2 protein-coding genes are annotated in these 1658 nt (G+C 56.9%); both read left to right on the top strand.

Going from position 1 to position 1658, the window contains the following annotated elements; translation table 11 throughout:
* Window positions 1-461: 461 nt before the first annotated feature.
* Window positions 462-845, top strand: coding sequence for an HAD family hydrolase (locus AC1D0Z_RS21180; protein ID WP_477660127.1), 384 nt, complete (start codon window positions 462-464; stop codon window positions 843-845).
* Window positions 846-854: 9 nt separating this feature from the next.
* A complete protein-coding gene (locus AC1D0Z_RS21175; RefSeq protein ID WP_477660126.1) occupies window positions 855-1622 on the top strand; it encodes a fumarylacetoacetate hydrolase family protein in 768 nt (255 codons plus the stop codon).
* The last annotated feature ends 36 nt before the right edge of the window (window positions 1623-1658 follow it).

Raw genomic sequence — 1658 nt, 5'->3', positions numbered from 1 at the left:
CTCGGCCATGGTGCGTGCGCTGGAGAAGCTGGCCAACTTCGAGATCGGCCAGCAAGCCGGGTGACCGGTGTCGCTAGCCTGGGTTCAGGCCAGCCAGCTTCGCGCATTTTCCGGGGTCAGTTAACCCATGATCGCTTCATGGCACAAGAGTCGGCATTCGCATCCGTATCCAACAAAAGCGCTGGCATTGACGCAGCCCAACGATCCGGCTTGCTGACCTGCAAATCCAGTCCCTGACTGGCTGTTTTGATTGATACGCAGGTGCCAGCCGGTCTGACGCCTCTTTTTCCCGGTGCGAAGCATCAAGCCCCGGTTTCATCTATTCATAAACGATAGTTAATCATTTATATGAAATACTTTAACTATCATTAATCATTCGTTTTTTTTAAAGTGAGTCCAAGCCCGATGCATTGCGCATCGGAAAGTGCCCAAGAGCATCCCACCGATCAAAGGAGACCCTCATGCTCAACACATCGCTTGACAGTACTGCCGCCGACCGGGTCGACCAGACCCGCCATGCCTACAACGCCGCCTTCGAAGAGCTCGGCTTGACCTGGCACTGGGACGCCACCACGTATGCCCGGTTGCAGGCCCAAGGCCGCGACACTGTGCGCACCTATCTGCAAACAGAGCAATCACACCTGCTACGGGCCTACGAAGCTGATTTCCTGGTTGAAGCCATCGAGGCGGCGCGAGCCCGCTGCCATGCCAGCATGGCAGCCAACCGGGCAAGTCCTGCACCTTATGCCGGCTGGTCCACCCAGTCGCTCATGCCCGCCAGCAACCGGGCGCCACAAAACACCACACCAGCACCCCGGTTCACGCCGAGCGCGCTGTACACGTGAAGGCCCGCAATGTCTAACCGCTGGCTGCGTTTCAAGAACGGCAACACCCTCGGATTCGGGACCCTGGAGGGAGACCGCGTAAAAGTTTTCCAGGGAGACATGTTCACGGGCGCAACACCCACGGGCCAGGTATTGTTGCTGGCCGATGTCGAGCTGATGATGCCGGTGCAGCCAAGCAAAGTTATTGCGTTGTGGAACAATTTTCATGCTCTGGGCCAGAAGCTCAATCTGGCAACCCCGGCCGAGCCGCTCTACCTGATCAAGTCCCCTAATTCCTACCTGGCGCCGAACGGAACCATCCGTAAACCTCCTTGTGACGGCAAAGTGGTTTTCGAAGGAGAACTGGGCATAGTGATCGGCAAAACCTGCAAGCAGGTTCCTGAGCATCAGGCAATGGACCATGTGTTCGGCTACACGTGTGCCAACGACGTGACGGTCGCGGACATCCTGAATCGTGACGCTTCATTCGCCCAGTGGGTGCGCGCAAAGGGACTGGATACTTTCTGCCCTTTCGGTCCGGTCGTGGCCACAGGCCTTGATCCGGAAAAGCTGGTGGTCAAAACCATACTCAACGGGGAAACCCGTCAGGACTACCCTGTCAGTGACATGCGCTTTTCAGTGCGACAACTGGTGAGCCTGATATCCCAGGACATGACGCTTCATGCGGGCGATATCATCTTGTGCGGTACGTCAATCGGCGTGGGATCCATGAAACCGGGAAGCACGGTCGAGGTGGAGATTGCCGGCATCGGCAGGCTCAGCAACCGATTCGAATAACGTTTTTTGCCAGGAGTGTGGTGTGAAGATTGCGAT

Source organism: Polaromonas sp. P1_E3 (assembly GCF_056405935.1).
This window is presented reverse-complemented; position numbering and strand designations above follow the sequence as displayed.